Annotated in this window: 5 protein-coding genes; all 5 read left to right on the top strand. The window is 59.2% G+C overall.

Features of this window, described 5'->3' with window-relative positions; all coding sequences use genetic code 11:
- Positions 1-646: 646 nt before the first annotated feature.
- The 5 genes from SxD43FB_RS22710 to SxD43FB_RS22690 all read left to right on the top strand — a co-directional run bounded on the left by SxD43FB_RS22710 (position 647) and on the right by SxD43FB_RS22690 (position 6071).
- Positions 647-3109 (top strand): TonB-dependent receptor, encoded by a 2463-nt coding sequence (locus SxD43FB_RS22710; RefSeq protein ID WP_096064061.1) that lies wholly within the window; start codon positions 647-649, stop codon positions 3107-3109.
- 154 nt (positions 3110-3263) lie between these two features.
- Entirely contained in the window at positions 3264-3485 is a 222-nt protein-coding gene (locus SxD43FB_RS22705) for a hypothetical protein (RefSeq protein ID WP_255245869.1), read from the top strand.
- Between the two features lie 276 nt (positions 3486-3761).
- The gene (locus SxD43FB_RS22700) at positions 3762-4094 is read left to right on the top strand and encodes a transposase (protein ID WP_176482902.1); all 333 of its coding nucleotides are present in this window, start codon (positions 3762-3764) and stop codon (positions 4092-4094) included.
- The gene (gene tnpB, locus SxD43FB_RS22695; RefSeq protein ID WP_037487421.1) at positions 4091-4444 is read left to right on the top strand and encodes an IS66 family insertion sequence element accessory protein TnpB; all 354 of its coding nucleotides are present in this window, start codon (positions 4091-4093) and stop codon (positions 4442-4444) included. Before SxD43FB_RS22700 ends, tnpB begins: the two co-directional genes overlap by 4 nt.
- Positions 4445-4511: 67 nt before the next feature.
- Positions 4512-6071 carry an IS66 family transposase gene (locus SxD43FB_RS22690; RefSeq protein ID WP_096064058.1) on the top strand — a complete coding sequence of 520 codons (1560 nt, stop codon included), beginning with the start codon at positions 4512-4514 and terminating at the stop codon, positions 6069-6071.
- Positions 6072-6302: the final 231 nt, after the last annotated feature.

Genomic DNA, 6302 nt, shown 5'->3' with positions numbered 1-6302 from the left:
AGATTCACCCTACTTTGAACGCTAACATGCGGCGTCCAGCGCGACGACCGCGGAGAGAACCCTGGAGCCCAGCGCGCGTGACGAACCGCAAAGAGGTCAGCTGTTGACAGTGGCGATTAGAGAACGCGCCGGGACACGACCGAAACTCATTATCCAGTTTCCAAACGATCCCTATTAGCTTGCTTGCGGTGCGTGCGGAACGTTCTCAGCTAAGGTACACTCTGGGGAGGGCGCGCATGCAGGTTCGTAGGTTGCAGCCAGACTGTCGTTTCACTTTGTTAACGACCTGCAGCAGTAAAGGGCATACCGGAATTTCCGTCGATCAAACGATCGAGTGCCCCGCCGTAGGGAACGAAATATTGTGATCTAAAGGCCACAGGATACGATCAACTGCCTTGCAAAACCGATGCTGCCTCAATTCCAGATGAGATGAGTCTTCCGCTCTCTGGCAGTCAGTGCGGAAGAAAATTTCGACCGGATACAGGCATTCTAGACACTTTATGGTTCTCTGCCGTCCTGGATTTCGTTGATGTTTAGTCAACCGAACAGAAGAAAAGTCCTTCACGCTCGCCCTCACCATAGGCGTATCTAACCGGCGCCACGGTCAACGATATCGTGCGGTAGGTTAGTTTCTAGGGGAGGTTATATGCGCACGGCAATTCCACTTTACGGGGCAATAATGAGCTCGGTGGCTCTGATGGCCTTTGCCCCCGCTCTCTGCGCCCAGGATGCTGGAGCGCAGTCCGGTTTGAGCGCGGCTGCGCTGGTTGCGGGTGACCAGGATATCATTGTGACAGCGCGGAAGCGGGACGAACGCTTGCAGGATGTGCCTGCGGCGATCGCAGCTGTAAGTTCGCAGGAAATTGCGCGCTATTCCACCAACACAATTACGCAGATTTCCAGCCGAGTGCCGCAGCTGCAGGTCGGCTCGGCTAGCGGGCCGGGCGGTGGCTCGATCAACCTTCGGGGCATCGGCTCGCCCGGCACGAGCCCGAGCGTTGACCAGGCAGTGTCGATCAACATCGACGGGATCCAGGTGAGCCAGGGGAATGCGATCAACATGGGCATCTACGACCTCGACCGGGTTGAGGTGCTCAAAGGACCGCAGGCGCTTTTTTACGGCAAGAACAGTTTGGGCGGAATTATTTCGTTCGTTTCTGCCGATCCCGGCAAGGAATTGGAATGGCGTGCGCGTGCGGGGTACGAATTCGCACAGGATCGCCAACAATATGAAGGTATGATTTCCATGCCCTTGGCTGAGGGGCTCGGCCTTCGGGTTGTAGGAGCATATTCGAAGCAGGATGGCTGGTTCAGCAATGCGTCGAACAACGTTCCTGGTGGGACCGGCGTGTCGGCCAGCACAGCGCCGCAGTCGGAAGATTATTTCGTTCGCGGCACTCTGAAATTCGAGAGCGCTGACGGCAAATTCGACGCCAAACTCAAGGCGAGCTATGCGCAACTGGACCGAGACGCTGGGCCGGGCGGCTCTACTCAGCTCTTCGATTGTCCGCTTGGTGCGCCGCAGCTTCAAGTGTTTTCCGGGAACACCGCCGGCGTGAACGACTGCAAGCTTGATCGCAATGTCGCTGACGCCAATATCTCGGCGACGACCGCGGCAGCGTCACCCTATTATCTGGGGAATGGCAAGCCGTTCCTGAAGCAAAAGCAGTTTCTCTCATCGCTTCAGATGACTTTGCGTCCGACCGATACGTTGACGCTCACTTCCGTGACCGGCTATTACGATTTCAAGGAAGATTTCAGCTGGAACGTGTCAGCTGGCGAGCTTGAGAGCTTAGTCACTGGCAGCCACGTCAAAGACCAGCAATTCACACAGGAATTGCGTCTTGCCACTTCATTTGAATCACCGTTCAATTTCGTTGTCGGCAGCTACTATCAATTCTCTCAGAAGCGGTTCGAGGCGCCGCTGGTGACGACCGGGTTCCTCACCGGATTCACCGGGCCGCTGGTCCTGGCCGACGACCGATTCCGCCAGAAGACCGAAGCCTATTCGTTCTTCGGTCAAGGCATTCTGACGCTGTCCGAACAGTTTGAAATCACGGCGGGCGGTCGATACTCCATCGAGGATAAGTGGCTGCGTGCCACCCGTTATCCCAGCGCACTTTCCGGCTTCTCGCCGACACCGGTTCAGATTGCACTCGACCCGACTAAGGTGAATTTCACAGACTTCTCACCCGAGGCCACCATCCGCTTCAGGCCGACCCGAAATATCACTTTCTACGGCGCCTATCGAGAGGGCTTTACTTCGGGCGGTTTCAATACCGCGCCAGCGAGCCCTGGTGGCGATATCACTTATCGTCAGGCGCGTGCTCGCGGGTTCGAAGCAGGGGTCAAGGGTAGCCTTCTGGATCGGCAGCTGAGTTTTGACGCCTCAATCTACACCTATAAATACGACGATCTACAGCTAAATGCTTTTGATCCGGTCTCGATCTCGGTGAAGGTCCGGAACGCTGCTTCTGCCCGCAGTAAAGGCGCCGAACTGGCGCTAACCTTCGCGCCGAAAGCGGTGCCGGGGCTGACTTTGCGCTCAAATGTTGCCTACAACCGTGCTCGTTATCTCAACTATTCGGACGCTTCCTGCTATGCGGGTCAATCCAGCGTCCAAGGTTGCAATCGCAATCCCGTGCCGCGCTTCGATGCCGTCACGGGCGCGCCCATTGGTTCGAGCTTTTCATCGCAGGATCTGTCCGGCACTCAGCTTGAGCGCGCGCCGGACTGGACGATGAGCCATGGGTTTATGTACGACCTCTCGATCTCAAATTCCATGAAATTTATCTTTGGCGGTGATGGCAACTACACCGGAAGTTTCAATCCAGAACCCGGACACAATCCGCGCGCGACGCAGCGCGGCGTGTGGCGGTTGAACGCATTTGCCACGCTGGCTGCTGCAGATGATTCATGGGAGCTTTCGCTGATCGGTCGGAACTTGGCCAACAAGCTTAGGGTCGCAACAGCGTTCGAATATCCTCTGACGGGTGCGTCTTACCCTGGTTATGCCACCCCCGGGCTTGGTGCCGATCTTGCTGGTGCGCCGACCGAGCCGCGTACGGTGATGCTACAGCTCACATTGCGCAACCCATTGTTCAAATGAGAGCTGGGGCAGCGCTTCTTAGCGGCGCTGCCCCCATCTTGCGAAGGGCGTTTTGAGGAGACGAAGATGAAAAAGGCAAGGCAGTGGCACATGTCGGTGACTCGTCAGGGAAGTATAGCGAATGGATCATGACATCGGATCTGGCGAAAAGGCGATGATCATCCTCCAGAGCCTCATTTGCTATCTGCGAGAGAAGAATATCCTGACACGTGCAGATATCGAGGAACTGCGCGATAAGGTTGAGGAGAGGATAACGGACGCTGGTCGTGTCATTCCTTGTGCCGTGTCGGCCGCTCAGGCCGCAGCGCATGAGATGTCGCAACTCGAAGAATTTTGCGGGAAACGGTACGGCGGCAAACATCGGCGGGTCAACTAAAGGCAGCGCCGGCATCCGGCCAAGGCACCTATCGCGAGCGCGAACAAAGCTGTTTGGCTGACAGGATTGAGGATCTGGCGCAGACGACCGCGCAGGCGGTGCCTGTTTTGTAAGCGCAAAAACCTCCCCACATTTTCGTAAGCGCTGATCTGGCTATGTTTCGCCCCTCGTCCGAGGGGTATCGTAGTGGCCGATGATGTAAGAACATTCGAAACAGGTTTCGAAAGGCAGGAGGGTCAGCGGCCCTCACGTATGGATGTCATTCCAGCAGGGCCGATGCGGCGTCGGTGGTCGGCCGAGGCCAAAGCCCGGATCATCGCGTCGAGTTTTGAACCCGGCGCCAACATCGCGGAAATTGCGCGAACGCATGGACTGCTGCCACAGCAGCTCTACGCATGGCGGCATGACAGCATTCCGGGCAAACGCCTGTCCAGCAAGAAGATGGGCTTTGTCCCTGCGGTGATCGAAGATGCGGGCGGTGCGGGCTCTGCTGATGGTGGAGGCGATGAGATCGTGATCCGCACGGCCGCCCTTGCGATCCATGTGCCGCCGGGCGCGAGCGAGGATCATATCGCCCGGGTGCTCGCCGCTGTGAGCCGGTCGGGATGATCATCCCGCCAGGGCCGCTCAAGGTGATGGTGGCGACAAAGCCGGTCGACTTCAGGAAAGGGGCCGTCAGCCTGGCGGCGCTGGTCGAGCACGAACTCGGGCTCAAGCCCTTCTCGGGAGTGGTCTTCATCTTCCGCTCGAAGCGGGCGAACAGGATCAAGCTGCTGGTCTGGGATGGCACCGGCCTGGTGCTTGTGAGCAAGGTCTTGCAGACCGGGGGCTTCCATTGGCCCCGGGCGCACGATGGCGTGATGCGGCTGTCGGCATCGCAGGCGTCAGCCTTGTTCGAAGGGCTGCAATGGTCGAAAATGCACACGCCACGCACGCAGGTTCCGGTGACGACGCGATAGGTCGCACGCCTGATTCTTCTGGTCGAAATAGCGTTGCAGTCCACTCAAAAACTGCCAGAAATAGGGCATGTCCGCCACCGCAGCCGACCTTCCCGACGATGTCGCCGTGCTCAAGGCAATGGTCCTGGCGGGCCTCGAGCGTGAAGCTCGGATGCAGCATATCATCGACCAGATCACCCGCACGACATTCGGGAAACGGTCGGAAAAGCTGAGCGATGATCAGTTGGCGCTTGCCTTCGACGATCTCGACGTCGCCCGTGCGGAACTGGAGGCGCTTGGTGAGCAGGCAGCAGGCCAGAAGAAAGAACGGGCGCGAAGGGAAAGCGGGACAGCGCGGGCGTCGCTGCCAGCGCATCTGACCCGCGTTGAGGAAGTGATCCTTCCAGACGAGAAGGAATGTCCCTGCTGCGGAGGCGCGCTGCACTGCATAGACAGCGACATATCGAGCCGGCTCGATGTTATTCCGGTCCAGTATCGCGTGATCGTGACGTCCCGCCCGAAAATGGCGTGCCGCGCCTGCAGCGATGGCGTGTTCCAGGCGTCCGCGCCCAAGCATGTGGTGCCAGGCGGCCTGCCCACCGAGGCGCTGGTCGCCGATGTTCTGGTCAGGAAATATGCCGATCACATGCCCTTCTATCGGCAGGCACAGGCGCTGCGGCGTCAGGGCATCGAGATCGACCGGGGAACCATGTGCAACTGGGCGGGTCGAGCCGCCGCCTGGCTCGGCCGCCTGACCAACCGGATGAAAGCGGAACTGCTGACGGGCGCGAGGCTGTTCGTCGATGAGACCACCGCTAAGGTCTTGGCGCCCGGCACCGGCAAGGTGAAGACGGGATATCTCTGGGCGATCGCTCGTGATGATGGCGCGCATGGCGGCACCGATCCACCGGTGGTCGTCTACACCTACATGCCAGGTCGCGGAAAAGTCTGGGCGGAAAAGCTGCTCGGGGACTTCACCGGCATCGTCCAATGCGACGGCTATGGTGCCTATAAGCATATCGAGGCGCCCGACCGTAAAGGCGGCCCGGGAACGCTCGCCTTCTGCTGGGCGCACGTCAGGCGTGGCTTCTTTGACGATGCCAAGGGTGGCAACGCACCGGTCGCCGATGAGGCGCTGCGGCGGATCGCCAGCCTCTACAAGATCGAGGCGCGTATCCGAGGTTCCAGCCCTGAACACAGGTTGGCGATCCGTCAGGCTGAATCCGCTCCGATCATCGCCAGCATGCGCCCCTGGCTCGAGGAGATGCTGCCCAAGCTGCCCCGAGGATCCAACACGGCCGAGGCCATCGGGTACACCCTCAACCACTGGAAAGGCCTTGTCCGCTTCCTTGAGGACGGGCGAATCGAGCTGGACAACAACACCGTCGAGCGATCAATCAGACCCATTACGCTCCAGCGGAAAAACGCCCTGTTTACAGGCCATGACCTGGGGGCTGAAAACTGGGCGACCTTCGCCAGCCTCATCGAAACGTGCAAACTGGGCGGCATCAACCCTCAGGCCTACCTCACCGATGTCCTCACTCGTATCGTCCTGCGCGGCGACGCAGATCCGATCGATGATCTGCTCCCCTACAACTGGGCCGATAGCCGCGCCGCCGCCAGCGCCGTCATCGATCAGGCCGCCTAACGCCTGCCAGTGGGAGTGATATAGCGCTTACCCTGTTTTTCGCGTCACCATCGCTCCACCGAAATCACAGGGCATGATCGCCGCGATGACGCCCTTGGGGTGCCCGGAACGTGTCAACGATTGTGAGACAGCCGGGTCGGGAGATTAAGCTATCGTCTTTCGGTCCCTGGCCGGTGGGTTGATCCAGACTGCGGTTGGTTTTTGTGGCGGTCGTGGTGGTCGATTGACGAA

The organism is Sphingobium sp. D43FB, from assembly GCF_002312805.1.
Lineage (GTDB): Bacteria > Pseudomonadota > Alphaproteobacteria > Sphingomonadales > Sphingomonadaceae > Sphingobium.
Note: the sequence above shows the minus strand (reverse complement) of the source record. Positions and strands in the feature narration are given on the sequence as shown.

Excerpts from the sequence above, each read along its gene's own strand:
- SxD43FB_RS22710 (WP_096064061.1), top strand. The coding sequence starts at position 647 with ATGCGCACGGCAATTCCACTTTACGGGGCAATAATGAGCTCGGTGGCT.
- SxD43FB_RS22705 (WP_255245869.1), top strand. The coding sequence starts at position 3,264 with ATGATCATCCTCCAGAGCCTCATTTGCTATCTGCGAGAGAAGAATATC.
- SxD43FB_RS22700 (WP_176482902.1), top strand. The coding sequence starts at position 3,762 with ATGCGGCGTCGGTGGTCGGCCGAGGCCAAAGCCCGGATCATCGCGTCG.
- tnpB (WP_037487421.1), top strand. The coding sequence starts at position 4,091 with ATGATCATCCCGCCAGGGCCGCTCAAGGTGATGGTGGCGACAAAGCCG.
- SxD43FB_RS22690 (WP_096064058.1), top strand. The coding sequence starts at position 4,512 with ATGTCCGCCACCGCAGCCGACCTTCCCGACGATGTCGCCGTGCTCAAG.